The organism is Pseudomonas sp. MF08875 (assembly GCF_059862525.1).
The window spans coordinates 13393-38944 of record NZ_JCBCUW010000003.1; the positions used below are offsets into that span (position 1 = coordinate 13393).

The window sequence follows — 25552 nt, forward strand, 5'->3', positions numbered from 1 at the left end:
GTCCTCCCTCAGAGCCCGGCGGCCATGGCTTTGTCGATCAGCCAGTTCATCGACGGGCCGCGGTCGCTGCGCACGTCCACCGGTTGGCCGGCCAGGGCGCTGTCGAGGGGGGCGTCGGGTTTGATCTGGACGCGGATGTCGGAGGCCAGGTCGGCGCTGTTGAGGCTGGTGCTGCTGACGATGGTGCCGCGACGCACGTCATCTTCGCCGGCGACCTGGAAGTTGACCTGGGTGCCGGGGTGCACGTCGGCGAACTGGCGGTAGGTGAAGCGTGCTTCCACGTTGGCCTGGCTATGGCGCGGCACCAGTTGGAAGATCACGTCGCCCTTGCTGGCGTACTGGCCGTCGGCGACCCGTTGCTGGGTGACGACGCAGTCGCAGGGCGAGGTGAGGGTGCCGGTCATTTGCTTGCCGAACAGTTCCTCGACCTTGGCCGGTTGCAATTGGTCTTCGTCCAGGTGGCCCTTGAGTACGTCGAGCATGCTGGTGCTGAACGTGGCCAGCGGCGCGCCCTTGGCGGCCATGCCGTCGGCCTTGACCAGGCTTTGCACGGTGCCATCGCGGGGCATGGTCACGTTCATCCCCGGCACGCTCACCAGGCCGGCCTGGGCGTGGCTGACGAAGTACAGGCCGTACACCGATTTGAAAATAAAACCGAACGCCACCAAGCCGACGATGAAGATCCCGGCGCTGAAAACCACGGCGCGCAAACGGCCAAAGACGCTCATGCCGCTGCCGCTGTCCTTGACCTTGCGCGCCTTGGTGAAGTTGTCCCGTTGCAGGGTGGCGAGCACGTCGCCCAGGGTCACGATGTCGCCGGCCAGGTGCGAGGTGATGAGGTGGCGCAGGGTGGCGATGTCTTGCGGTTCGAGGTTTTGGAACTCGCACCCGGTGCGCCCGCTTTGGCGGTCGTAGGAGCGGATCAGCAGTTCGACGTCCATGCCCAGGCCCAGGTTGTCGATGACAAACTGCAAGCGGCCCTTGTGTACCTGGCCCAGGGCCAGGGGTTTGCCGGTGCCGGCGTTGAAACACAGGCCGCCGGCGCTGAGGTCTTCGACGCGGGCCATCAGGGGGGTGCCGCTGGCGTCGATAAAGCGCAGTTTGGCCGGGATCTTGACCCGGGCGTGCTGGCGCTGGGCTTCGGATTCGTGGACGACGTTGACGTTGGCGCCGCGGGTGTTGAGTGAGCTGTTCATGGTGCAGGTCCTTGTTGATTCGGGCGGGTCGGGTCAAACCATCATCAGCAGCACGGCGACGAAGATGCTGCCTGCGGAGAAGGTCATGGTTCGCGACGACCAGGTGTTGAACCAGCGCTGGGCGCTTTGCAGGTCGCGGGTCAGTTTGGTGTCCTGGCGGGTCCAGGATTGTTGGTCGAGGCGGAAGAACACGTAGATCTTCACCAGCGCGCCGACGATCTGGTTGTAATAGAGGATCAGCGGGTAGGCCGGGCCGATGCGGTGCCCGGAACAGGCCAGCAGCAGGGTCAGGAGCAGGCGGGTGATGCCGATCCACAGCAGGTAGACGAGGATGAACGCGGTGCCGTACTTGAAGCTGGCGATGATTGCTACCGTCAGGCCCAGGAGGCTGGTCCACATCGACACGCGCTGGTCGAACAGCACCACGCTGGTGAACAGGCCCAGGCGCTTGACCCCCAGGCCCAGGGCGCGGGCGTTCTGGCGCAGGTTGTTGCCGTACCAGCGGAACATCAGTTTGCGGCTGGCCTTGATGAAGCTTTTTTCGGGCGGGTGTTCCACGGTGTGGATGGCCGCGTCGGGCACGTAGAAGGTGTCGTAGCCCAGGCGCATCAGGCTGAACCAACTGGACTTGTCGTCACCGGTGAGAAACTTGAAGCGGCCCAGGCGCCAGTGTTGCAGGGAGTCGCTTTCCACATCGGCGATGAACGCCGGGTCGGTCACCACCCGGGCACGGAACACCGACATGCGCCCGGTCATGGTCAGCACACGCTTGGACAGGGCCATGGAGCACATGTTGATGTGGCGCTGGGCGAAACGCAGTTTGTGCCATTGGCTCATCACGTAGCCGCCGCGCACTTCGCAGAATTCGTTGGTGGTCAGGCCGCCGACATTGCCGAACAACTGGAACCAGGGCACGGTCTTGCGCACCACGCCTTCGGCCAGCACGGTGTCGCCATCGATCACGGCGACCACGGCGCGGTCGTCCGGCAGGTGCCGGGAGATGGCGCGAAAGCCAAAGGCCAGGCCATCGCGCTTGCCGGTGCCGGCGATGCGCACGAAATCCAGTTGCACGCGCTCGGGCGGGTTCATCCGGGCCCACAGGCTTTTGACCAGCAGCTCATCGGACATTTCCACCAGGGAACAGACCACGGTGGTGGGGAAGCCGCAGTCGATGGCTTCGCGGATCACCGAGCTGTAGACCTGGGCGGTGGTCAGGGCGTCGATGCGAAAACTGGTGACCATCAGGAACACATGGGAGGGGTCTGCCGAGGCGCCGAGTTTGCGCACCTTGCGCCGCAGGTGCGGGTAGACCACGTAGAGAAACAGCATGCCGCGAATGAAGTGGGTGGCGCCCATGGAGTAGCGCCAGATCCCCACCGCGCCAATCAGGAAAATGAAGTCGCGCGACTGCGCGTCGAAAATCGACGGCGGCAACAGCGCGGCCAGCCCCATCAACAGGCTCAGGTACAACAGCCAGCCAGCGGCTTGCAGGAAAAATTGATTTAGCTTGGACATAGGCTTTTCCGCAAAAGAGAGAAGGAGCGGCCAGTTGCAAGCGGCCAGTGAACAGCGCTTCACTGGCCGCTTGCCGCTGCTCTTACCAGCAAATTCCTTCAGTGCGGCCGCTGACGCTGGTGGCCTGGTTCATGAAGCCGACCAGGTCGATCACTTGTTTGCCCTGCGGGGCGGTCTGGGCCAGGGCGCGGAATTTCTCGTCGCGGTTGCCCAGGATGATGACGTCGCTGTTGTCGATCACCGAGTCGAAGTCGGCGTTGAGCAGGGACGAGACGTGGGGGATCTTGGATTCGATGTAGTCCTTGTTCGAGCCGTGCATGCGCGCGTATTCGACGTTGCTGTCGTAGATGCTCAGGTCAAAGCCCTTGCCGATGAGCATTTCGGCCAGTTCCACCAGGGGGCTTTCGCGCAGGTCGTCGGTGCCGGCTTTGAAGCTCAGGCCCAGCAGGGCGACGCGGCGTTTGTCGTGGCCGCTGATGATGTCGAAGGCGTTTTGCACCTGGGATTCGTTGCTGCGCATCAGCGAGTTGAGCAGTGGCGCTTCGACGTCCAGGGAGCTGGCGCGGTAGGTGAGGGCGCGCACGTCCTTGGGCAGGCAGGAGCCGCCGAAGGCAAAGCCTGGGCGCATGTAGTACTGGGAGAGGTTGAGGGTCTTGTCCTGGCACACCACTTCCATCACTTCACGGCCGTCCACGCCCACGGCCTTGGCGATGTTGCCGATCTCGTTGGCGAAGGTGACCTTGGTGGCGTGCCAGACGTTGCAGGTGTACTTAATCATTTCGGCCACTTCGATGCCCTTGCGGATGATCGGTGCCTTGAGTTCTTCGTACAGGGCTTGCAGCACGTCGCCGCTGGCGCTGTCGAACTCGCCGATGACGGTCATAGGCGGCATGTCGTAGTCCATGATCGCCGTGCTTTCACGCAGGAACTCGGGGTTGACCGCCACGCCGAAATCCACCCCGGCCTTCTTCCCGGAGCAGTCTTCGAGGATCGGGATCACCACGTTTTTCACGGTGCCGGGCAATACGGTGCTGCGCACCACGATGGTGTGGCGGGTGCTCTTGTCACGCAGGACAAAACCGATCTCGCGGCACACGGCTTCGATGTAGTTGAGCTCCAGGTCGCCGTTCTTTTTGCTCGGTGTGCCGACGCAGATCATCGACAGGTCGCTGCCGCGGATGGCCTCGGCGAAGTCGGTGGTGCCCCGCAGGCGGCCGGTGTGAATGCCCAGGGCAAGCAATTCGCCCAGGCCCGGTTCGACGATGGGGGATTTGCCGGCGTTGATGAGGTCGATCTTGTCTTGGGAGATATCCACGCCAATGACTTCATGGCCCCGTGCGGACAAGCAACCGGCACAGACTGCGCCGACGTAACCCAAACCGAATATGCTGATGCGCATCGTATTTACCTCTGTATTAATCACGCCAATTAGATGGCCGGAGTTAATGATTTTGCTGTTGTCGGTGCACTCGAATAACGGGCGAACAGGCGCCGCGATGCACTGTGCGGGCATACAAAGTTCGAGTGGCTAATTAACTGCACTCAAGTTGTGCGCAACTTGGCCTTGTTATAAGGGCTTGCCCTGAAATGTCGCGCACTGCCTTCAGGGGCAGTGCGCGAGCCGCGGTGGCAGGCGTTGGGGCAAGGGATGGGGACCTTGCCGGTGAGCCTGCGCCGGGCTGTTGGGATGAGCTAAGCCGGGGCCTGGTAGGGGATAGTGATGATGCTTATCTCCAGTTCTCGATCCGTTGTTTGAATACTCGACCGGCCAGTCAACGTTTTAATGACAACTTAGTGACAGCGCGGAAGTTGTTGTGTAGGTCATCTCTTACAAATCTTGTGAGAATCGTTACCGGTTGTAGGAGCCGCTTCGGAACACATAGTTCCAGGCCACTCATCTCGATTCTGCGCAATTGGGCGGATATTTAAAAAGATGGCACTAATACTATATTGATAGCATTTGCAGTTTGGCCCCTTAGTTGCGGGGAGTTCAGCGGGGTAGATAGTTATTTGCCACTATCGATAAAGAAGTCACGTGCCACTACGAAATATTTTGCAATTTTTTTCTGCGAGGCGTGTAGGGCAAGGTGAGAACAACGGGTTTTGTAGGACAAGGTTGTATGGAGACGGCCTGTGTGGGAGAGGGCCGGGCGGCGCTCCGCTCGCCCGCGATGGTTGCCTGTGTGACGGACACTTGGCCATCGCGAGCAGGCTCGCTCCCACAGGGATTTGTATGGGCTGTTACTGGGGCGCGTGATCGCGCAGGAACACCAGGCTGTCGGGCTTGGACTGTTCGGCGCTGAAGCGGTAGCCCTGGGCGTCGAAGTGCTTGAGGGCGGCGGGGTCGTTGATGCGTTCCTGGATGACGAAGCGGCTCATCAGGCCCCGGGCCTTTTTCGCGTAGAAACTGATGATCTTGTACTGGCCGTTTTTCAGGTCCTTGAACTCGGTGTTGATGACGCGCGCGTTGAGGGCGCTGCGCTTGACCGCCGAGAAGTATTCGTTGGAGGCCAGGTTGAGCAGCACGTCGTCACCCTGTTCGGCCAGGGCCTCATTGAGCCATTCGCTGATGCGCGTGCCCCAGAACGCATACAGGTCCTTGCCCCGGGCGTTGGCCAGTTTGGTGCCCATTTCCAGGCGATAGGGCTGCATCAGGTCCAGCGGGCGCAGCAGGCCGTAGAGGCCGGACAGCAGGCGCAAGTGCTGTTGGGCGTAGTCGAAGTCGGCTTGGCTGAAGTCTTCGGCGTGCATGCCGGTGTAGACGTCGCCCTTGAACGCCAGCAGCGCCTGTTTGGCGTTGTCTGGGGTGAAGGCTGGCGTCCAACTGCCGAAGCGCGCGGCGTTGAGGCCACCGATTTTGTCGGAAACGTGCATCAACTGGCTGATCTGCGCCGGGCTCAGCTCGCGCAACTGCTCGATCAATGCCTGGGAATGGTCCAGGTACTGCGGCAAGGTGAAGCGCGACGTGGCGGGCGGGGTCTCATAGTCGAGGGTTTTGGCGGGGGAAATCACCATCAGCATGAAGTCGTCTCCTGTAAACGTGCGGCGATTCTAGGGGCTATGGCGTTTTGACTCCACCTATGACGGCCATAGCCTGGCCGTAGCAAGCGGGGAGCGCACCCGCGAATCGGCTATAGTGCCGCGCGGGCTTTGTTATGGAGGCAGTCCCTTGCGTATCGCGTGTTTTCTCATGGCTGGGTTGTTGAGCGTCGGCGCGCTGGCCGCGCCCGGTGACGTGGCGACCCTGGACCGCAGCACCTGGCCCGAACCCTTGAGCAGCCCGACCCTGTTCGACGTCGCCTCGCGGGCCGAGATCCTGACCTTCGCCCGCGCCTTGCTGGCCTCCGAAGCCCTGGACGAAACCGCCCTCAAGCAACGCCTGGGGCTGCGCCAGATCAACCGCGACGCCATCGAGCGGGTGCGCGAGCGGATGTGGCAGCGCCTGCTGGCCAATTACAACTTCGCCCAGCAAAGCTGCGACCAGGACGCCTCGTTCTGCTATTGGGTGCAGGACCTGGACACCCTGCGCGAGCAGGCCGGCAAGTTCGCCCTGGGCGAGGACTCGTTCTACGCCCGCTGGGCCGAGCCCAGCCGCAGCTTCCATGAGCGTTACCTGGACGAGCAACTGCGCAAGGCCGCGCTCTTCCCGCAGACCAGCAGCGAAATCGAGCGCTTTGGCGACTACGAACGCAATGGCGATGAACTCAACGACCGCTTGTTTTTGCTCACCTTCGACAGCTCGGCGGCGCTGCAGCCCGACAACGCCGCGTGGCTGGCCGATTACCTGCGCAAGGCCAACCTGAGCGCGATTTTCTTTGTACTCGGCGCCGAGGTGCAGGCGCGCCTGGCCCAGGGTTCGGTGGCTTCGCTGCAGGCGCTGTACTCGCGCCAATGCGTGGGGGTGCAGGGCTGGGAGTACCGCTCCCACAGCCATTGGCAGGACTGGCAATACTCCATCGAGCGCAGCGTGGACCTGGTGAAAAACAAACTGCCGGAGAACTTCGTGCCGCTGTTCCGCCCACCCTACGGCCAGCGCCGGGCCGACGCCGGCGGGTTCTTGCGTGCCCAGGGTTTGCAGGTGGCGCTGTGGGACATCGACCCGCAGGACACCTCCGGCCGCCTCAGCCCCCAGCAGAGCGCCGACCGGGTGCTGACCCTGATGCTGCTGTGGCGCCACGGGGTCATTAACTTCAATGCGCGCCAGGACGGCGCCAAGACCGCGTTGCCCTGGTTGGTCACGCAAACGGCGCAAAGTGGCATCGGTTGGGAGGATTGCCAGGACGGGTTTCGCTGAAACGGGCCGAACCCCGTATTTGCTGGGGCTGGAGGCGATGGGCTGCGGCAAATGACCACGGCGTAACCATTGACTCTAGTTGCCTGATGGCGGTGCGCCAAGGGCTATTGGTCACTCTGCAAAATAAACTTCAAAAAAGCGTCAAAGTGCTTTTTCCTGTCACAGGTTTTGGAGTATTACGAAGGCAGACCGCCGAAACCTGCAACACAGGTGGCGTCTTCCAAGACCCACACGTGTCAGGTTCACTTGAGTCCCCACAGGTGAAATTCGGCGGCCATTTCGAGGCGCAGCGATTGCGTCGACTGGCTCCCAAAAAGGTGACCGAGTATGGATGATAACGGACGCAGACCTTCCTCCAACCAGCCAATCCTTTATGTACTCGATACCAACGTATTGATTCACGATCCCAACGCCCTGCTCAATTTTGAAGAACACCACGTGGCCATCCCGATGACCGTGCTTGAAGAGCTGGACAAGCTCAAGAGTGGCCATCACAGCGTTGCGGCCGAATGCCGCCAGGCGATCCGCCTGATCGACAAGACCCTGGGCGATGCCACGCCCCAGGACGTCGAACTGGGTGTGCCGATCCAGCGCGGCAAGAGCGGGCCCAAGGGCTTGCTGTCGATCCTGATGAGCAAGCGCGCCGAGCCCAACCTGGTGCTGCCTGAGCACCTGAACGACAACATCATCATCAACCAGTTGCTGGACCTGCACGCCCGCGACAAGTCGCTGCCCCTGGTGCTGGTGACCAAAGACATCAACATGCGCCTCAAGGCCCGCGCCTGCGGAATTGCGGCCGAAGACTACAGCACCGACCAACTGGTCGACGACGTGTCGCTGCTGCCCAATGGCTACCACACCATGACCGGCTCCTTCTGGGACCGCGTGAGCAAGGTCGAAACCCGCCAGGACCACGGCCGCACCTGGCACCAGGTGCAACTGATCGACAACCTGCCGGCGGTGCACATCAACGAGTTCATCATCGATGAGCAGGGTTTTGTCGGCTGGATCAAGGAAATCCAGGTCGATAAGTTGCTGATCCTCGACCTGCACCAGGAGCCCCTGCTGCACCAGGAGGCCTGGGGTCTCAAACCGCGAGACATCTACCAGAGCCTGGCGCTGTATGCCTTGCTCGACCCCGACATCCACCTGGTCAACCTGTCCGGCGCGGCCGGTTCCGGCAAAACCATCCTGGCCCTGGCGGCGGCCATCGAGCAGACCATGGTCAGCAAGCGTTACCGGCGCATCATCGCCACCCGCAGCGTGCAGGGCCTGGACCAGGAAATCGGCTTTCTGCCCGGCACCGAGGCGGAAAAAATGGAGCCTTGGCTCGGCGCCATCACCGACAACCTCGAAGCCCTGCACATGGACGACGAGAACACCCACGGCAGCGTCGACTACATCCTCAGCAAGGTGCCGTTGCAGTTCAAATCCCTCAACTACATCCGTGGGCGCAGTTTCCAGCAAAGCCTGATCCTGATCGATGAATGCCAGAACCTCACCCCGCACCAGATGAAAACCATCATCACCCGTGCCGGCGCCGGTTCCAAAGTGGTGTGCCTGGGCAACCTGGCGCAGATCGATACCCCTTACCTGTCGGCCACCAGCTCGGGGCTGACCTACCTGACCGAACGCTTCAAGGACTTCCCCAACGGCGTCCACATCACCCTGCAAGGGGTGCCGCGCTCGATCCTGGCCGAATACGCCGAGAGCCACCTCTAACCCCTAACCCCGTGGGAGCGGGCCCGCCCGCGATAGCGGCTCACCAGTCGGTACATCAACTGGCTGGTAGACCGCCATCGCGGGCAGAGCCCGCTCCCACAGGTATTTGGCTGCCACAAGCGTGTGTTCACCCCCGCAGCGGCGTCCTGTCGCACCCACCCGGTCAATCAGCCCTGCGGGAAACTGACCCACGGGTTTACAATCGGGCCTCCTGATAAGGAGTAACCCCGTGCTGACCCATCTCGATTCCCAAGGCCGCGCCAACATGGTCGACGTCACCGACAAGGCCGTGACCTCCCGTGAAGCCGTGGCCCAGGCGCTTGTGCGCATGCTCCCCGACACCCTGAACATGATCGTCAGCGGCGGCCACCCCAAGGGTGACGTGTTCGCCGTGGCGCGCATCGCCGGCATTCAGGCGGCGAAGAAAACCAGCGACTTGATCCCTTTGTGCCACCCGCTGCTGCTGACCAGCATCAAGGTCGAGCTCAGCGCCCAGGGCGACGACGCGGTGCTGATCGTGGCCCGCTGCAAACTCGCCGGCCAGACCGGCGTCGAAATGGAAGCCCTGACCGCCGCCAGCGTCGCGGCCCTGACCATCTACGATATGTGCAAGGCCGTGGACCGGGGCATGACCATCGAGTCGGTGCGCCTGCTGGAAAAACTCGGCGGCAAGAGCGGCCACTACCAGGCGGATGCGCAATGAAAACCATCAACGTCAAGTTCTTTGCCCGTTACCGTGAGGCGCTGGGCGTGGACGCGTTGAGCGTCGAAGGCGAGTTCACCACCGTCAATGACGTGCGCCTGTTGTTGGCACAGCGTGACGGCGCCGAGGTCCTGCGTGAGCAAAACCTGATGTGCGCCCGCAACGAAGACCTGTGCCAGCTCGACGAACCGCTGGCCGATGGCGATGAAGTGGCGTTTTTCCCCACCGTGACCGGAGGCTGAGATGGCCATTCGCGTGCAACTCATGGCGTTCGACCCCGGCGCTGAAGTCAACGCGATGCACGCGGCCAATGCCGGTGTGGGCGCGGTGGTGAGTTTTGTCGGCTACGTGCGCGACTTCAACGATGGCCAAGACGTGGCCGGGATGTTCCTGGAGCACTACCCGGGCATGACCGAAAAAGCCCTGGCCAAGATCGCGGGTGAAGCCGAGCAGCGCTGGCCGTTGCTCAAGCTTGAAGTGCTGCACCGCGTTGGTGCCCTGGAACCGGGCGAGCCCATCGTCTTCGTCGCCGCCGCCAGCGCCCATCGCCAGGCCGCATTCGACGCCTGCGCCTTTGTCATGGACTACCTCAAAACCCGCGCCCCGTTCTGGAAGAAAGAAACCACCGCCGATGGCCCGCGTTGGGTCGAAGGCCGCGACAGCGACCACGCGGCGGCGGATCGCTGGAAGTAACTTCGTACAACTTGTTGCGACAGTGATCGAGTAAAGCGCGATTAATAGCCTTGATCTCGCCTGCTGGGAATAAATTCTATTTACTTAAAAGTTTAACCGTAGGGGCTCGTTACTTCGGCGTATGGCTGTGGGTACTATTTCGCGTGTTGGATTAATCCTTTGTACTTTTGCGCGAGGAAACGGTGCTGTTACCTATATTGTTCGATTTTCTAATCTCACAAAATGAAACTTATTGCTCTTGCTCTTGAGGTGACGGTTTTTGTTTTTCTGATACGCTTCAGTTAACGCTAGAGGAAAGGCCTTAAAGTTTGCTTGTGGCAGTAATGGCGGGTCACTTGTGCTTCTGGTTGTTATTTTAACTTGTAGATTTATGCGCGCTCACTGACACGTCTGCAATCAGTGCGCGAACCATGCCGCAAGGCACACAGGGAGAGTGAATATGGTTTCTGCTGATAAATATATTGTCAATATCTTCAAAGTTGTACTGCCCGGTGTGGGAGATTCGACAAAGGCACTTTATGCCAACGGCCGGCATCAATGTAAGGTCGAAGTAATTATCGATAAGGAAAGGCGCTTCATCCGTGATGAATGGGAAGTCGGAGAGTCTGAACCCCTGACTCCCGAGGAGCTTGCCAGCCTCACAATTACTCGTTACTCGGCCAATGAAAATGAAAAACTGCCAACCGGATGGTCGTGTGATACCACCAAAAACGAGTTCGATACGGGCTTGCGGGGTGGTTCCCCAATTGCCTCATCGGCCGGTACTACGGGCGGCGGCGAGGTGGTAGAGCGCTATTTGCGGGTCGATGCGCGCGTGGCGATCGAAGCCCAGCGTTTCATGGCTCGGGTAGTGGTGGGGGGCAAGACATACACCACCTACAACGTGGGGGCTGGCTCATCGGTGATTATCGAACCCACTCGGCCTTATGAAAAACTGCGCGCCGCGCAACTCGTCGCTGAACGAGATGATGCCTTGTCGGCCAACCCCGTTTTTCTCGATATCGATGTTTACTATTGGAGCCTGCCGGCGGGTTTGCGCCTGGTCAAGAACTTAGGGATCGACAATGCAGTCGATATCGCTGGCGTAGGGCGTGCGTTGCGCCCCTTCTATAGTGACTTTCGAATGAACAGCACCATGCTGGTGGGGGGCGTGATCGATATAGACTCTGCTGTAACTACATTGCGGGTGATTGATGTTTGTCCGGTCAAGGGTCATGAGAATAAAACGTTTCGGATTGATAAGTACCCGACGCAAATGCGCGCGATTCGTGTTTGGGCGAGAATGTTTTTGAGACTTGTCAAGGGTCGTGATGTCGTTTGGCGGATTTTGGATAACTACGGTGTGGAACATAGTTTCTTGCTGGGCTCTGAAGATGAATCGAATGTTCTGGTATTGCGCGACCACGGTTGATTGAATTTCGCTACTTTCACGGATATCGAGTTGTCGTCTCGGTATCCGTTACTTCATCCTGAATCCGAGTTAAGAGGAGACATTCATCCATGAATGTGTATTCCAACGCCTTCAATTTCAGTGCCCACTTGAATGGTCAGGTCGATCCTCGCACTGGCCAATATGGCTGCCAGGTACGATTGACCACGCTTTACCCGAAGGGGCCGGTCGAGGCCAGCCGCGATATCAACTTGTCGTTTTCCATGTACAACCCGCGTAACGATGGTTATGGCATTGGTTGGCGACTGAGTAATACCGAGTTCGATCTCAACACCCGCCGCCTGACGTTGTTGACGGGCGAGCAGTTCCAGACCCACGGGATGCCGTCCGTGGGCGGTGTGATGGCGCTCAAGGACCGCAAGTTGAAAGATTTGGTGGTCAAACGCCCGGACGTCGATAGCCTGCACGTGATCTACAAGGACGGCACGGTCGAGGTCCTGCGCCGTCAGAACAGCCTGAGGCCGTACATCATCAGTACTGTGCAGTTCGAGAGCGGTGAGCGCGTGCACTTTCGCTACGATCCGCAAGGTGCACTGGAGCGAATCGTCAACCAGCAAGGGGAAGACCTGCTGGTGCTGCACTATTCCGGCCGGCGGTTGGCAGGAGTGGAGGCCCGCATCGAAGGCGGGCGTTTTGCCCGCACCTGGTTTGAACAATTCAATGAACAGTTGGTGCGCGTCGATGTGGCGCATGCGCCGATGGGGCCTGGGGTGCCCGGTAGCTATGTGTTTGAGTACGAGGCTTTGCGCAGCGGCCTGGTGGCGATCAGGCGGGTGAAGTCCCCTATGGGGGGGGATGAGCGGATCGACTACGAGGAAAATGGCCATCAGTACCGGGACAACACGTTCCTGCCCCGGGTCAAGAGTTGGACTCGCTTTCCTGGCGCTGGCCAACCCTCGTTGAAGCGTACGTACCGTTACAGTGCTTCCCAAAACTTCACGGGTTACCCGTTCTCCGGTGGTTTTGTCGACGGCGAAGATAACCTGTACCTGGTCCTGGGCCTCTACGACTACTGGACCGAGGTCCGCAGCCAGGAAGGGGACGACGCCAATAAGGTGCTGCAGGTGGTGCGCACCGAGTACAACAAGTTTCACCTCCTGACCCGGGAGGTCACCGATTGCGCGGGCACGCTCACCGAGCGCGAGATTGAGTACAACGCGGTGCCGGGCCGGCTTTTCGCCGAGCAGCCCGCCAATCTCCAACTGCCTCGGCGTACCACCCGCCATTTCAGGTTGTTTGCCGATCAGGCCGGGCGCAAGGAGGTGACCGAAATCACCACCGACGACTATGGCAATGAGCTGACTCGGGTCGAGCCGTCGGGGCTGCGCAGGGAATACGACTTCTACCCGGTCGCAGGGGCGATGGACCAAGGCGTACAACGCTGCCCGGCAGAGCCTCACGGGGCGTTCGTGCGCTTCCTGAAACAGTCCAGGGAGCTTCCCGCGACGCCTACCGGTGGCCCAACGACGGCGGCCAAGACTACCGACTACACCTACTACGCCTTGGCCGCCAGCAACGGCCTTGCTTTTGTGTTGCCCGCCTCAATCACTACCGGCACAGGGGTCCAGACCCGCCTCACCCATTACAACGCGCCGGGCCAGTGGGGCGAGCATGGTCGGCTGCAAGCGTCCGTGACCACCCAGGATAAGGTGTCCGTCGCCATGCAATGTACCTACAGCCTCGAAGGCGACAGCCTGGTACAGAACAAGCTGATCCGCCGCGTGGGTGGCGATGAAAATCAGTGGCTCAAGTCTTCGCAAACCTTATCTCTCAGTACCCGGCGCATGCTTGCCCTGACTGGGGAGGATGGGGCGACCTTGGCGTTTTCCTACGATGCCCTTGGACGCCTCGTTTCAGAAGTTTCGGCGCCGGGTACGGCCGCAGCAGCCCAGCGCAGTTACGTCTATGCCAATGCGAGCAATTTGCTGCTGGCGCGGATGACCGCCACGGACGCCAAGGGGGTTAGCGTTGTCACGCGCTACGATGGCGATGGCCGGGAGGTGTCCTGCGCCCGGTTGATCGGAACCGGCGACGAGCAGAAGGAACAGGTACTCAAACGCCTGGATTACAACGCCCTGGGGCAAAAAATCCGGCAAACCCTGATCGACTATCTCGATGAAAACAACGTGCGCACCCTGGTGACCGAGTTCGCCTACAACGGCTGGGGGCAACTGAGCCGCACGACCGCACCGGATGCCACGGTACATATCGATGAGTCCGACCCGCGCCTGAACCTGCGCACACAAGGGGTCGTCGGCTTGGACCTGACGCAAACCCACTTCAATGACTTTGGGCAGCCGCTGCGGGTCGAGCACTTGAGTTCGTCCGGCGAGCGGGTGACGAAGGTCACCCATGAGTACGATGGTTTTGGGCGCCGAATGCGAACGGTCGATCAAAACGGCAAACGCACCGAGTTCACCTACGACCTGTTTGACCGGGTGGTCCTCATTGCTGAAACGCCGCCTGGGGGCCAGGCCCAGCGCAAGACGGTGTTGGGCTACGCGCCGGGAAGCAGCGAGGTGCGGGTGGCGAGCATCACAGTCGACGGGGTTGCGCTGGCCACCCGCGCGTTTGATGACCTGGGGCGATTGCAGTCCCAGCAACGAGGCTCTGGCAAACCGACCCATTGGCAATACGGGCCTGGCTCGCTACTACCGTCTTCCAGCACCTCCCCTCGTGGACACGTGGATCAGCACACTTACGATCCACATTTGGGCCTGGTGGTGCGCAGTACTCTGGAAAAACACCCTGACCGGACTTTCGAGTACGACCCGATTTCGGCGTTGTTGCTCAGCTCCAAGGAAGCGGACAGGGCGCATAAGCTCGATTACGACATCCATGGCCGTCTCGTGGCGGACGCCCAGGTCAGTGACGGCGTAACGCGCGCGTTTGGTTACCGCTATGGCTCCTCGGGCCGTTTGGTGCAACAACAGTCCGACTTTGGTGAGGCCGTCGAGTTCGACTATGACCATGCGGGGCGTTTGCTGTCGATGACCGCAGGTTCGTTGGTGGTGACCCAGGGCTATGACCATTTCGGCCGTGTCATCCACGTGGAAACCCGCCAAGGCAGCGAAAGGCTGGTGATGGCGCTCAAGCATGACCCGTTCGGCCGGGAGCAGGAGCGTGAATTCATCCGCAATGGCGGGTTGCTGCAAACCATCTCCAGCACTTACCTGCCCAATGGGTTATTGGCATCGCGGACCCTGCGCGATCCCGCCCGGCAGGTTGTGATCGAGGAGACTTTCACCTATGACGGTTACCAGCGCTTGAGCGCTTACCAGTGCCAGGGGCCGCAGTTCCCCAAGGACGCCCTGGGGCGGCCAGTGGCGAGCCAGAGCTTCACCTATGATGGCCTCGACAACATCACCCAAGTGGTCACCCGCTTGCGCGATGGCAGTGAGGACACCTGTACCCGTTATTTCGAAGGCACCGACCCTGGCCAACTGACGCGCCTGACCCACAGCCACCCGCCCCGGGACGAGCGCTTGAGTTATGACGAATCGGGCAACCTGGTCCGCGGTACGGCGGGGCGCATCTACGAGTTCAACGGGCTTGAACAACTGATTGGCGTACATAGCGCCGGCGCCAACCTTGCCTACCGCTATGACGCCGATGCGCGGCAGGTCAGCCAAAGTATCGATGGTGAGCCGCCGGTCCACTTGGGTTACGGCGGCGGGCGGCTGGAAGGGTTGGCCCAGGGGGCGCTCAAGGTGAGTTTCCGGCGCAATGAAGAGCAGGTGCTGGCCCGCACGGGCGGCGAGTCTGCTGCACAGCTGCAGGTGCTGGATGCCGCAGGCAGCATTCGTGGGGTGCTTCGTGCAGGGCAGGCGCAGGAGCATCGGCACTACCTACCTTATGGCTATGGCACGGCAGCGACCGAGGGCGCGCAGATCCAGGCCCTGGTGGATCGCCAGTATCCGGCGTTCAACGGTGAGCGCCTGGATGGTGCCACGGGCCTGTATCACCTGGGCGGTGGTCGGCGTAGCTATGACCCTGAGCTGATGATCTTCCTCTCGCCGGATCCGATGAGCCCATTCGGCGAAGGCGGTAGAAATAGCTACGCCTACTGCTACTGCAACCCGGTCAACCTCAATGACCCCAGCGGTTGGGTGCCTACGTGGCTGAAATGGGTACTGGGCGTGGCTTCGCTGGTGCTGTCGGTGGTCACACTGGGCGCTGCCGTTGCACCACTATTGGGTGCTGCCGCGGTGACGTTGACCGGGATGACGGCCTTAGGCCTGGTTGGGGGCAGCCTGGGCCTGGTGGGTGGCACCCTGGGGATTGCCGGCCTGGGTGTCGAGGCCGTGGACCTGGCGATGGGCTGGGACCGATCGCAGCATGTCAATAATCTGGGCTGGGCCTCCTTCGGCTTTGGCTTGGCCGCGACCGCGTTGGGCGCCGCCGGGGCCGTTCTGGCGGGCCGCTCCGCTGCCCAGGCTGCGGCGAGCAACGCGGTGGCTGGTGCGGCCCCGGGACGGCTTTCGCCAGGTAGTGTCGGGTTGTTGGCGGGTGTCCAGAAATACAGCGGGTGGTCGCTCTCGCTTGGCCAAGAAGCGCCCACCTGGGTGAACCGGGGAGTGGGCGTGACCAAGTTTGCCTTGAGCACTGTAGGTACCGTTCGCAGCACGCTGAGCCGGATTGATAGCCTCAATGGTGACCCCACCGGCAGTAATGCAAAGGACGAGGCGCCCCAGCAGCCTTCGCTGCAAGGCGACAGCAATGAAAACCGTCACGCCGATACCCTCGGCAACAGCCAGCGCTTTTTCGAGGCGTTCCGCGAGCAGGCGCAGCGGATTCGCCAGTCGTCGTTGGGCGATATTTACGCGGGCTGACGCTGTCGGCACTGACCTTGCTTGCACCTTCCAGCATGGCCCTCACCCGGGGCCGTGGTGGGAGGTGTTTACGTTCGATTGACGAGGTGTACGTAAAAGTCCAGTATGGATTTATAAGTACAAATCAAGTCGTTGCTGCATCCCTCTGCCTCTCTTCCGCCCACTTCGAGAGAACACCCATGAAAAAGCTCCCCCTGATTACCGGCCTGGCCCTGAGCCTTCTGGCCAGCAGCGGCCTGTTTGCCGCCGAGAAAACCCTGCGCATCGGCATCGAGGCCGCTTACCCACCGTTCGCCTACAAGACGGATAAAGGGGAAATCGCCGGGTTTGACTACGACATTGGCAACGCCTTGTGCGCGCAAATGCAAGTCAAGTGCCAATGGGTCGAGGGCGAATTCGATGGCCTGATTCCGTCGCTGAAAGTGAAGAAAATCGACGCGGCGTTGTCGTCCATGACGATCACCGATGAGCGCAAGAAATCGGTCAATTTCACTCACAAGTACTATTTCACGTCCTCACGCCTGGCGATGAAGCAAGGCGCGGTGGTCGACGACCAGTACGCCAGCCTCAAGGGCAAGCGCATCGGTGTGCAGCGCGCCACCACCACCGACCGCTATGCCACCGAAGTGATGGAAGCCAAGGGCATCGAGATCGTGCGCTACACCAGCAACGAAGAAATTTTCATGGACCTGGCCGCCGGGCGCTTGGACGGCGTGTTCGCCGACACCATCCCGCTGGAGCAGGGTTTCCTCAACACGCCCAACGGCGCCGGTTTTGCCTTTGTCGGCCCGGAGCTCAAAGACCCCAAATACGTGGGCGAAGGCGCCGGCATCGCCGTGCGCAAGGGCAACGAAGCCCTGGTGAGCGAACTGAACTCGGCCATCGACGGTATCCGCGCCAGCGGCGAATACCAGAAGATCCAGGCCAAATACTTCAAGTCCGATATCTACGGCGACTGATACGCCTGCCGCTTCCCTGTGGGAGCAACTGCCTTACCCCCTGCTATTCGTCAGCGCGACTCAGTGCCGCCCTCGCGAGCAGGCTCGCTCCCACAGAGGAAAAATGAAAATCCCACCCACAGTACAGTTCAGCTGTGGGCGCGGGCTTGCCCGCGATAGCGCCAGTACATCCGATGCATTCGTCGGGTCGCCACCCGCTCCCACAGGGCTATTCGCTCCACAGCGTCAGCTCTTTACCCCGCCTTCGCTTCCTTCAAATGCTTGTACACCGTCGCCCGGCCCATGTTGAGCACGTTGGCGACGTAGTGAGAGGCGCTTTTGCCCTTGAAGGCGCCTTCGGCATGCAGTGCCAGCACCAGTTCGCGCTTGTGGTCGCGGGTCAGCAGGTTGAGGCTCAGTTGCCGCTCGCGCAGCCAGGCGTGGAGGAAGGTGTTAATGCGCTCCTGCCAGTCATCGCGAAACAGCGAGTCCGGCTGGGCGATCAGCCTGCTCGGTGACAGAAACAGGTCCAGCGCCGCCTTGGCGCTTTCAAACAGCGAGATATTCAGGTTGATGCACAGCACGGCCATCGCCTGGCCGTGGCTGTCGCGCATCACGCTGCTCAGGCTGCGGATTTTCTGGCCGTCCCAGTTGAGCTTTTCATACGGGCCGATGTTCCGTTCGCTGCTGTCACCGGTGAGCATGTCCTCAAGGGCCGCGTCGTCGCCGATTTGCCGCTTGGACAGATTGTTGGCGATGTAGTCGACCTTTTGCGTGCGCAGGTCGTGCACCACCACTTCGGCGTGGGGATAAAACAGCGTAGCAATGGCGTCGGCAATGGCGCGGAAGTTATCCAGGGCCGGGTCGGCGTGGGGTGGGGTCATGGTGGTGCTCCGGGCGAGGTCAGCGCCCTTTAACAGGGCGCTGCGAGTGTGCCGCAATCGGGGCGGGGCGTCACCCGCGCAGGCGTTGCGGCGACAGCATGGCGGCGTTCAGGCCGCAGCGCACGAGGGGCTCGGGGAGGTCCTGGGCGCATACCAGGGCGGCCGACGCCATGCCCATCGCGGGGGAGGTCTGGATGCCGTAACCGCCCTGGGCCGCCACCCAGAACAGCCCCGGCACCTGCGGGTCGAACCCGGCCACCAGGTCGCCATCGGCGACAAAGCTGCGCAACCCGGCCCAGGTGCGGGTGGGGCGGCGGATGGTCAGGGTGGTGGCTTCTTCGATCTGGTAGATGCCCATGGCGATGTCCAGTTCTTCAGGCTGCACGTCGTGGGGTTCGACCGGGTCGGCGTTGGCCGGCGAGCCGAGGAACATGCCGGCGTCGGGCTTCATGTAGAAGGATTCGTCGAGGCTGACCAGCATCGGCCAGTGATGCGTCTCAACGCCTTCGGGTGCGGCGAAGACAAACGCCGCGCGGCGTTTGGGTTGCAGGCCCAGTGGGGCGGCGCCGGCCATTGCCCCGAGCTGGTCGGCCCAGGCGCCGGCGGCGTTGACGATGATTGGCGCGCTGAAGGTTTGTGCGCGGGTTTGCACCTGCCACTGGCCCTCGGCGTCGCGGTGCAGGCCCAGCACTTGAGTGTCGGTGTGGACCTGGCCGCCATTGCGCCGGATGCCGCGCAGGTAGCCCTGGTGCAGGGCGTCGGTGTCGATGTCGCTGGCGCTGGGGTCGTAGATCGCGCCGTGAACCTTGTCCCGGCGCAGGATCGGCAGGCGTGCGCAGGCTTCGTCGGCGCTGAGCAATTGCATCTGTGGCACGGTGGCTTTGGCGCTGAGGTATTGGTTGTTGAGCTCGGCCGCGTCACCGGTGAAGTCCACGGTCATTTCGCCCCGGGGCGACAGCAACGGGTGCTCGCAGAAGCCCTCGGGCGGGTGGTCGAAAAACTCCCGGCTGGCCAGGGTCAGCGCCCGCACCTGGGGCGTACCGTAGGCGGCGGTGTAGATCGCCGCCGAGCGCCCGGTGGAGTGATAGCCGGGGTGGGATTCGCGTTCCAGCACCACCACGCGACCCTGGCGCGACAGCCAGAAGCCAGTGGAAGCACCGGCAATACCGGCGCCGATAATGATGAAGTCTGCTTGGGGCATGGGGGCTCCTGACTAGGTCGGTCATCCGTAGCAAGCGGGTTTACCCGCACTGGAGCGCAAAGCGCTCCTTGATGGTGTGCGCCTGCTGTGCAGCCGAGCGCGGGCAAGCCTGCTGGCTACAGCGCCTGGGGGGTGAGCTGGCGGTACAAGGCATTAGCCAGGGCGATGTCTTCCAGGCCCAGGCCGATGGAGCGGAAGAACACGTGGCGTTCGTAGGTTGGGCGTGGGGTCTGGTCGCTGAGCAGTTCGGCGAGGTCACCGACAATGGCGTCCGCGCTCCAGCCGTGTTGTTCGGCGGCGATCAGCATATCCCCGGCCGCGCCTGGGGTGGTCTGGCGGTAGTCGCAGTACACCTGCATGGCGCCCAGGGCCTGGGGCGGTACCTCGTGGGCGCGGGGCGCGTTGGTGCTGATGGAGGTGATGAGCGCCGGTTTGCTCAGGGTGGCCGGGTCGATCACCGGGCCGGCCGAAGAGGTGCAGAGCAGGATCACATCGGCGTCGTGCAAGGCCTGTTCGCGGCTGTGGGCAATCTCCAGGCGCGGGTCCAGGCCACGCAAACCGGCCAGTTCCTCGGCGCTTTTGTGCGCCAGGGCAGGGGAGTAGAGGCGGATGTCCTGCCACGGGCGCAGGCCTTTGATGTAGTGCAAATGGGCCAAGGCCACCGGGCCGCTGCCGATCAGGGTTAGACGCGTGGCGGTGGCGGGCGCCAGGGCGTCTACCGCCACGGCGGTGGTGGCGGCGGTGCGGGCGGTAGTCAACTCGCCGGCATCGCACAGCAACAGCGGCTGGCCGCTGTGCATCGACATCAACAGCGTCCACGCGGTAACCAACGGGCCTTCGGCGCGCACGATGTAGGGCGAAGTCTTGACCCCGTACACGCCGTCCTCGGCCAACACGCCCAGGTAGTTGATGAAATCCCCCGCGCCCTGGGGGAACTCCACCCGTTGCTGGGCCGGTTGCACTGCGTGCCCGGCAGCGAGGTCGCGGAACAGCTTGCGCAAAATCTGCGGCACATCGACCTGGGCCAGGAGCTGGCGCGCCTGGGGTTGGGCAATCACGTAAGGCGTGCTGGACATACAGAAGCTCCCGGATCGGCTGGATTAAACTAATTTGTCCATTATGGACTTTTAGTTTTTATCTGCAATTGCCAGGCGTAAAAAAGGCGCAGTCCGTTGCCGGCTGCGCCTGTTTTTTTGCCCGCAGGTTTACGGGCGCTTGCGCTCCACGGCCCGCAGCAGGTGCGTGGGCGGGGTTTCACAGCTGATCTTGCGGCCCAGTAGCGCTTCGATGGACGGCAACTGGTAGGAGTCGTCCTCGCCAGCGAAGCTGATGGACACCCCATCGGCGCCCGCGCGGCCAGTGCGGCCGATGCGGTGCACGTAGTCGTCCGGCACTTCCGGCAGGGTGAAGTTGATGACGTGGCTGATGCCGTCGATGTGGATGCCGCGCCCTGCAACGTCGGTTGCCACCAGCACGCGGATCTTGCCTTCGCGGAAACCTTCCAGGGTCTTGATGCGCTTGTGCTGCGGCACGTCGCCCGACAACTGCGCCGCGTTCACGCCATCGCGCACCAGGCGTTCCTCGATGCGCCGCACCTCGTCCTTGCGGTTGGCAAAAACCATGACCCTTTCCCAACCGTTGTCGGTGACCAGGTTGTACAACAGCTTGTATTTGTCGGCGCCGGCCACGGCGTAGATGTGCTGCTCGACGTTTTCGCTGGCCACGTTCTGGGCTTCGATCTCGACGATGGACGGGTCGGTGGTCCATTGCTTGGCCAGGTTCATCACGTCTTCGGTGAAGGTGGCGGAGAACAGCAGCGTCTGGCGTTCGCTCTTGGGCGGGGTCTGGCGGATGATCTGGCGCACCTGCGGGATGAAGCCCATGTCGAGCATGCGGTCGGCTTCGTCCAGCACCATCACTTCGACCATGTCCAGGTGCACGTCGCCGCGCTGGTTGAAGTCCAGCAAGCGGCCCGGCGTGGCGACCAGGATGTCGCAGTGGCGCGCTTCGAGGTGCTTGAGCTGCTTGTCGAAGTCCATGCCGCCAACGAAGGTCATCACGTTGAGGCCGGTGTACTTGGTCAGGTCGGCGGCGTCTTTGGCGATCTGCACCACCAGTTCGCGGGTCGGCGCGATAATCAGCGCCCGCGGCTCGCCCATGTAGCGTTCCTTGGGCGGCGGGGTTTGCAGCAGCTGGGTGATGATCGACACCAGGAACGCGGCGGTCTTGCCGGTGCCGGTCTGGGCGCGGCCGATGGCGTCCTTGCCGGCGAGGGTGAAGCCCAGCACCTGGGCCTGGATCGGCGTGCAGTACGGGAAGCCCAGGTCCTGGATGGCGTGCATCAGTTCCGGGGCGAGTTTGAAGTCATGGAAGCGGGTCTTGCCTTCCTGGGGTTCGACGACGAAGTCTTCGAGTTTCCAGGCCGCTACTGGCGGTTTTGGCGCCCGCTCGCGACGCGGTTGCGGTGGTTTTTCCGCGTCAGGGCGAGGGGCCCTGGGCGCAACCTGAGGCTCGGATGGCCTGGGCGGATGACCGCAGGCCGGCTGGCTGGGGCTGGAAGAAGGGGCGCTGGAAACAGGGGCGAGCTGCTCAGCCTCGCTTTTACCGAACATCTTCTTGAGTGCTTTGAGCACGGTCATCTCATCAATTGGTTAAGTGCCGGCCAGTGTAATGCAAGAACCGGGCGCGGCGTAGTGGATTGCTTAAAGAGCCTGCGCCAGGGTCAGCGCAGGCGTTCGCCCAGCCAGGTGCCGATGTCGTGGATTTCTTCGGGTAACACTTCGTGGCCCATTGGGTATTCCTGCCATGTCACGGTGACATTGCGGGATTTCAGGTGTTCGTAGGCGCTGCGGCCCATGGCGTTTTGCACCACTTCGTCGTATTGGCCGTGCAGGCACAGCACCGGAATGCGCTGTTGGCTGGCGGACAATTGGAGGCTGTCGCTGAAGGTCGGCGCATAGGTAGACAGGGCAATCACGCCGCCCAAGGCACCCTGCCATCGCACGAATGCGGTGTGCAGCACCACGGCGCCGCCCTGGGAAAAACCGGCGAGGAAAATCCGCGAAGGCTCTATGCCAAGGGTTTTCTGTTCTTCGATCAGGTCGGTGAGACTTTGCGTGGATTCATCCAGCTGTTCGCGGCTGATGGCCCGGGCCGGGCTCATGGCCAGAATGTCGTACCAACTGGGCATCGCGTAGCCGCCGTTGATGGTCACGGGGCGGGTCGGTGCTTGGGGCAAGACGAAGCGTGTGGTCTTGAGGGTTTCCTGTAAGGCCTCGGCCACCGGCAGAAAGTCATAACGGTCGGCGCCCAGGCCGTGCAGCCAGATCACGCAGGCATCTGCGGCTTTTTCGGGTTGAAGAATCAAGGGCTCGGTCATGGCTGCTCCATTGTTGTGCACGCGCGCAGAGTGGGTGCGAGTTTTGGGGGCGCGTCAGGGTTGTCGGTTACGAAGATGTCGCATTGCTGCACGTTTTGCTATTGCAGTGTCGCTGAATCGCTTTAGCGGTAGGAATGGTACGACGTTTGCTATGTGTAAGTTCGTACAGACGATCCTACGCGGGGCGGTAACACTACCAGGCCCCCGTGCTCGTGGGACAGCAATCACTCCAGGGATGGGCGTTCACCAGCCGCTTCACGGTTCGGCGAACTGCAAAGGGCATAGCCCGTTCGACCGCTTGGTGAGCCGTGAGGTTTCCCGTGATTTGGGAATTCTCCTACTAGACTCATAGCGAAGGTCTTACGCCGCTTGGCCCAAAAAAACGCCAACACGGGTCAACAGCGCCTCACAAGGGTGCGGCAAGACTCTCGCTCCGACACAACAAGAGCAAAACTGGAGGTTTGAATGAAGATGTTGAAATCCACCCTGGCCGTCGTGACTGCCGCAGCGGTACTCGGTGTCAGCGGGTTTGCCCAGGCGGGCGCAACCTTGGACGCGGTGAAAAAGAAAGGCTTTGTACAGTGCGGTGTCAGTGATGGCCTGCCGGGTTTCTCGGTACCGGACGCCACCGGCAAGATCCTGGGCATCGACGCTGATGTCTGCCGCGCCCTGGCCGCCGCCGTGTTTGGCGACGCGACCAAAGTGAAATTCAGCCAGTTGAACGCCAAGGAACGCTTCACCGCGCTGCAATCGGGCGAAATCGACGTGCTGTCGCGCAACACCACCATGACCAGTTCCCGTGACGCGGGCATGGGCTTGAAGTTCCCCGGCTTTATCACCTACTACGACGGCATCGGCTTTTTGGTGAACAACAAGCTGGGGGTCAAGAGCGCCAAGGAGCTGGACGGCGCGACCATCTGCATCCAGGCCGGTACCACCACCGAGCTGAACGTCTCCGACTACTTTCGCGGCAACGGTCTCAAATACACCCCGATCACCTTCGACACCTCCGATGAAAGCGCCAAGTCGCTGGAATCCGGGCGTTGCGACGTGCTGACCTCCGACAAGTCGCAACTCTTTGCGCAACGCAGCAAGTTGGCGTCGCCCAAGGACTACGTGGTGCTGCCGGAAACCATCTCCAAGGAACCCCTGGGCCCGGTGGTACGTAACGGCGACGACGAATGGCTGGCCATCGTGCGCTGGACCGGCTACGCCATGCTCAACGCCGAAGAGGCGGGCATCACCTCGAAAAACGTCGAGGCTGAGGCCAAGTCCACCAAGAACCCGGACGTCGCTCGCCTGCTGGGCGCTGACGGCGAGTACGGCAAGGACCTGAAACTGCCCAAGGACTGGGTCGTGCAGGTGGTCAAGCAAGTAGGCAACTACGGTGAAGTGTTCGAGAAGAACCTGGGCAAGAGCACGCCACTGGAAATCGACCGCGGGTTGAACGCCCTGTGGAACAACGGCGGCATTCAATACGCACCACCCGTGCGCTGATGGATCTATCACCCGGCGGGCCAACCGCCGGGTGATGTTCTGTTCCATTTTTCCTGGGGCACTTCATGCAAAAAACAATTGGCGCACCCAAGCAGAGGTTCAGCCTCAGCGATCCGCGAGTGCGTGCCTGGCTATTTCAGATCATCACCATCGTGGCCGTTGTTTCGCTGGGCTGGTACCTGTTCGACAACACCCAAACCAACCTGCAACACCGGGGCATCACCTCCGGTTTCGACTTCCTTGAACGCAGCGCCGGCTTCGGCATCGCCCAGCACCTGATCGACTACACCGAGGCGGACAGCTATGCCCGGGTCTTTGTCATCGGCCTGCTCAACACCCTGCTGGTGACCTTCATCGGCGTGATCCTGGCGACCCTCCTGGGCTTCATCGTCGGTGTGGCGCGGCTTTCGCCCAACTGGATCATCAGCAAACTGGCGACGGTCTATGTGGAGGTGTTCCGCAATATCCCGCCGCTGCTGCAAATCCTGTTCTGGTACTTCGCGGTGTTCCTGACCATGCCGGGGCCGCGCAACAGCCACAACTTCGGCGACACCTTCTTTGTCAGCAGCCGGGGCCTGAACATGCCTGCGGCCATTGGCGCGGAAGGCTTCTGGCCGTTCGTGGTCAGCGTGCTGGTGGCCATCGCGGCCATCGGGCTGATGTGCCGCTGGGCCAACCGGCGTTTTGACGCCACCGGCGTGCCGTTCCACAAGTTCTGGGTGGGCCTGGCGCTGTTGCTGGTGATTCCGGCGCTGTGCACCCTGATGTTCGGCGTGCCCGTGCATTGGGAAATGCCCCAGCTCAAAGGCTTCAACTTTGTCGGCGGCTGGGTGCTGATCCCGGAACTGCTGGCCCTGACCCTGGCCCTGACGGTGTACACCGCGGCGTTTATCGCCGAGATCGTGCGTTCGGGGATCAAGTCGGTCAGCCATGGCCAGACCGAGGCGGCCCACTCCCTGGGGCTGCGCAACGGCCCGACCCTGCGCAAGGTCATCATCCCCCAGGCGCTGCGGGTAATTATTCCGCCGCTGACCAGCCAGTACCTGAACCTGGCGAAAAACTCGTCCCTGGCTGCCGGTATCGGCTACCCGGAGATGGTGTCGCTGTTTGCCGGCACGGTGCTCAACCAGACCGGGCAGGCCATCGAGGTCATTGCCATCACCATGAGCGTGTACCTGGCGATCAGCATCAGCATTTCCCTGCTGATGAACTGGTACAACAAGCGCATTGCGCTGATCGAGCGGTGAG

Annotated in this window: 19 protein-coding genes; 10 read left to right on the forward strand and 9 right to left on the reverse strand. The window is 61.8% G+C overall.

Annotated features, from left to right (window positions below):
* Positions 1-8 precede the first annotated feature (8 nt).
* From AC19YT_RS02360 to yaaA, 4 genes are all read right to left on the reverse strand, one after another.
* Positions 9-1196: an alginate biosynthesis protein Alg44 gene (locus tag AC19YT_RS02360; RefSeq protein ID WP_095106157.1), complete on the reverse strand. Its 1188-nt coding sequence runs from the start codon at positions 1194-1196 to the stop codon at positions 9-11.
* 33 nt (positions 1197-1229) lie between these two features.
* Positions 1230-2711, reverse strand: coding sequence for a mannuronan synthase (gene alg8, locus AC19YT_RS02365; RefSeq protein WP_095106159.1), 1482 nt, complete (start codon positions 2709-2711; stop codon positions 1230-1232).
* Positions 2712-2793: 82 nt separating this feature from the next.
* Positions 2794-4110 (reverse strand): nucleotide sugar dehydrogenase, encoded by a 1317-nt coding sequence (locus AC19YT_RS02370; RefSeq protein ID WP_095106160.1) that lies wholly within the window; start codon positions 4108-4110, stop codon positions 2794-2796.
* Positions 4111-4952: 842 nt separating this feature from the next.
* Positions 4953-5732 carry a peroxide stress protein YaaA gene (gene yaaA, locus AC19YT_RS02375; protein WP_500598122.1) on the reverse strand — a complete coding sequence of 260 codons (780 nt, stop codon included), beginning with the start codon at positions 5730-5732 and terminating at the stop codon, positions 4953-4955.
* A gap of 169 nt (positions 5733-5901) precedes the next feature.
* On the opposite strand from yaaA, the gene AC19YT_RS02380 reads away from it, so the two are divergent.
* The 8 genes from AC19YT_RS02380 (at position 5902) to AC19YT_RS02415 (ending at position 17364) form a co-directional block, all read left to right on the forward strand.
* Positions 5902-7005 (forward strand): polysaccharide deacetylase family protein, encoded by a 1104-nt coding sequence (locus tag AC19YT_RS02380; RefSeq protein WP_371856213.1) that lies wholly within the window; start codon positions 5902-5904, stop codon positions 7003-7005.
* A gap of 327 nt (positions 7006-7332) precedes the next feature.
* Positions 7333-8727 carry a PhoH family protein gene (locus AC19YT_RS02385; RefSeq protein WP_095106166.1) on the forward strand — a complete coding sequence of 465 codons (1395 nt, stop codon included), beginning with the start codon at positions 7333-7335 and terminating at the stop codon, positions 8725-8727.
* A gap of 229 nt (positions 8728-8956) precedes the next feature.
* Complete coding sequence (gene moaC, locus AC19YT_RS02390) at positions 8957-9430, forward strand: cyclic pyranopterin monophosphate synthase MoaC (protein ID WP_095106168.1); 474 nt, start codon at positions 8957-8959, stop codon at positions 9428-9430.
* On the forward strand, positions 9427-9672 hold the full coding sequence (gene moaD / locus AC19YT_RS02395; RefSeq protein WP_500609650.1) for a molybdopterin converting factor subunit 1: 246 nt from the start codon (positions 9427-9429) through the stop codon (positions 9670-9672). Before moaC ends, moaD begins: the two co-directional genes overlap by 4 nt.
* A 1-nt stretch (position 9673) precedes the next feature.
* A complete protein-coding gene (moaE, locus tag AC19YT_RS02400; RefSeq protein WP_500609651.1) occupies positions 9674-10123 on the forward strand; it encodes a molybdopterin synthase catalytic subunit MoaE in 450 nt (149 codons plus the stop codon).
* A 439-nt stretch (positions 10124-10562) separates the two neighbouring features.
* On the forward strand, positions 10563-11534 hold the full coding sequence (locus tag AC19YT_RS02405; protein ID WP_095106174.1) for a hypothetical protein: 972 nt from the start codon (positions 10563-10565) through the stop codon (positions 11532-11534).
* Between the two features lie 89 nt (positions 11535-11623).
* Complete coding sequence (locus tag AC19YT_RS02410; RefSeq protein WP_500609652.1) at positions 11624-16405, forward strand: RHS repeat domain-containing protein; 4782 nt, start codon at positions 11624-11626, stop codon at positions 16403-16405.
* Positions 16406-16584: 179 nt separating this feature from the next.
* Entirely contained in the window at positions 16585-17364 is a 780-nt protein-coding gene (locus tag AC19YT_RS02415) for an ABC transporter substrate-binding protein (protein ID WP_500609653.1), read from the forward strand.
* A 233-nt stretch (positions 17365-17597) separates the two neighbouring features.
* On the opposite strand, the gene AC19YT_RS02420 is transcribed toward AC19YT_RS02415, so the two are convergent.
* The 5 genes from AC19YT_RS02420 to AC19YT_RS02440 form a co-directional block, all read right to left on the reverse strand.
* Entirely contained in the window at positions 17598-18227 is a 630-nt protein-coding gene (locus AC19YT_RS02420) for a helix-turn-helix transcriptional regulator (RefSeq protein WP_095106181.1), read from the reverse strand.
* A 70-nt stretch (positions 18228-18297) separates the two neighbouring features.
* Entirely contained in the window at positions 18298-19428 is a 1131-nt protein-coding gene (locus AC19YT_RS02425; protein ID WP_500609654.1) for an NAD(P)/FAD-dependent oxidoreductase, read from the reverse strand.
* Positions 19429-19544: 116 nt separating this feature from the next.
* A complete protein-coding gene (locus tag AC19YT_RS02430) occupies positions 19545-20504 on the reverse strand; it encodes an ornithine cyclodeaminase family protein (RefSeq protein WP_500609655.1) in 960 nt (319 codons plus the stop codon).
* 129 nt (positions 20505-20633) lie between these two features.
* Positions 20634-22067, reverse strand: a complete 1434-nt coding sequence (gene rhlB / locus AC19YT_RS02435; RefSeq protein ID WP_500609656.1) for an ATP-dependent RNA helicase RhlB — start codon at positions 22065-22067, stop codon at positions 20634-20636.
* Positions 22068-22150: 83 nt separating this feature from the next.
* A complete protein-coding gene (locus tag AC19YT_RS02440) occupies positions 22151-22807 on the reverse strand; it encodes an alpha/beta hydrolase (RefSeq protein WP_095106189.1) in 657 nt (218 codons plus the stop codon).
* Positions 22808-23272: 465 nt separating this feature from the next.
* Between AC19YT_RS02440 and AC19YT_RS02445 the strand changes: the two genes are divergently transcribed.
* Both AC19YT_RS02445 and AC19YT_RS02450 read left to right on the forward strand, forming a co-directional pair.
* On the forward strand, positions 23273-24304 hold the full coding sequence (locus AC19YT_RS02445; protein WP_095106191.1) for an amino acid ABC transporter substrate-binding protein: 1032 nt from the start codon (positions 23273-23275) through the stop codon (positions 24302-24304).
* A 65-nt stretch (positions 24305-24369) separates the two neighbouring features.
* Positions 24370-25551 carry an amino acid ABC transporter permease gene (locus tag AC19YT_RS02450; protein WP_095106193.1) on the forward strand — a complete coding sequence of 394 codons (1182 nt, stop codon included), beginning with the start codon at positions 24370-24372 and terminating at the stop codon, positions 25549-25551.
* The last annotated feature ends 1 nt before the right edge of the window (position 25552 follow it).

Excerpts from the sequence above, each read along its gene's own strand:
- AC19YT_RS02360 (WP_095106157.1), bottom strand. The coding sequence starts at position 1,196 with ATGAACAGCTCACTCAACACCCGCGGCGCCAACGTCAACGTCGTCCAC.
- alg8 (WP_095106159.1), bottom strand. The coding sequence starts at position 2,711 with ATGTCCAAGCTAAATCAATTTTTCCTGCAAGCCGCTGGCTGGCTGTTG.
- AC19YT_RS02370 (WP_095106160.1), bottom strand. The coding sequence starts at position 4,110 with ATGCGCATCAGCATATTCGGTTTGGGTTACGTCGGCGCAGTCTGTGCC.
- yaaA (WP_500598122.1), bottom strand. The coding sequence starts at position 5,732 with ATGCTGATGGTGATTTCCCCCGCCAAAACCCTCGACTATGAGACCCCG.
- AC19YT_RS02380 (WP_371856213.1), top strand. The coding sequence starts at position 5,902 with ATGGCTGGGTTGTTGAGCGTCGGCGCGCTGGCCGCGCCCGGTGACGTG.
- AC19YT_RS02385 (WP_095106166.1), top strand. The coding sequence starts at position 7,333 with ATGGATGATAACGGACGCAGACCTTCCTCCAACCAGCCAATCCTTTAT.
- moaD (WP_500609650.1), top strand. The coding sequence starts at position 9,427 with ATGAAAACCATCAACGTCAAGTTCTTTGCCCGTTACCGTGAGGCGCTG.
- moaE (WP_500609651.1), top strand. The coding sequence starts at position 9,674 with ATGGCCATTCGCGTGCAACTCATGGCGTTCGACCCCGGCGCTGAAGTC.
- AC19YT_RS02405 (WP_095106174.1), top strand. The coding sequence starts at position 10,563 with ATGGTTTCTGCTGATAAATATATTGTCAATATCTTCAAAGTTGTACTG.
- AC19YT_RS02410 (WP_500609652.1), top strand. The coding sequence starts at position 11,624 with ATGAATGTGTATTCCAACGCCTTCAATTTCAGTGCCCACTTGAATGGT.
- AC19YT_RS02415 (WP_500609653.1), top strand. The coding sequence starts at position 16,585 with ATGAAAAAGCTCCCCCTGATTACCGGCCTGGCCCTGAGCCTTCTGGCC.
- AC19YT_RS02420 (WP_095106181.1), bottom strand. The coding sequence starts at position 18,227 with ATGACCCCACCCCACGCCGACCCGGCCCTGGATAACTTCCGCGCCATT.
- AC19YT_RS02425 (WP_500609654.1), bottom strand. The coding sequence starts at position 19,428 with ATGCCCCAAGCAGACTTCATCATTATCGGCGCCGGTATTGCCGGTGCT.
- AC19YT_RS02430 (WP_500609655.1), bottom strand. The coding sequence starts at position 20,504 with ATGTCCAGCACGCCTTACGTGATTGCCCAACCCCAGGCGCGCCAGCTC.
- rhlB (WP_500609656.1), bottom strand. The coding sequence starts at position 22,067 with ATGACCGTGCTCAAAGCACTCAAGAAGATGTTCGGTAAAAGCGAGGCT.
- AC19YT_RS02440 (WP_095106189.1), bottom strand. The coding sequence starts at position 22,807 with ATGACCGAGCCCTTGATTCTTCAACCCGAAAAAGCCGCAGATGCCTGC.
- AC19YT_RS02445 (WP_095106191.1), top strand. The coding sequence starts at position 23,273 with ATGAAGATGTTGAAATCCACCCTGGCCGTCGTGACTGCCGCAGCGGTA.
- AC19YT_RS02450 (WP_095106193.1), top strand. The coding sequence starts at position 24,370 with ATGCAAAAAACAATTGGCGCACCCAAGCAGAGGTTCAGCCTCAGCGAT.